Annotated in this window: 1 protein-coding gene; it reads right to left on the bottom strand. The window is 64.4% G+C overall.

Annotation, left to right across the window (positions count from 1 at the left end):
* Positions 1–208, bottom strand: a 208-nt coding sequence (locus ACW9IR_RS30540; protein WP_457466345.1) for a PfkB family carbohydrate kinase, incomplete at both ends; no start/stop codon positions are given.

Raw genomic sequence — 208 nt, forward strand, 5'->3', positions numbered from 1 at the left:
TCACGCAATTGGGTGCCATAGGCGTCCGTGCCCACACAGCCGATCATCGAAACCTCAGCGCCCAGCCGCGCCGAAGCGACCGCCTGGTTCGCGCCCTTCCCGCCAGGTACGGTGGAAAATGTCTGCCCGATGAGCGTTTCACCGGCACGCGGCAGCCGGCTGGCGCGGGTCACCAGGTCCATGTTCAAGCTGCCTACTACCACTACTT

The organism is Pseudomonas sp. SDT291_1_S447, from assembly GCF_054070155.1.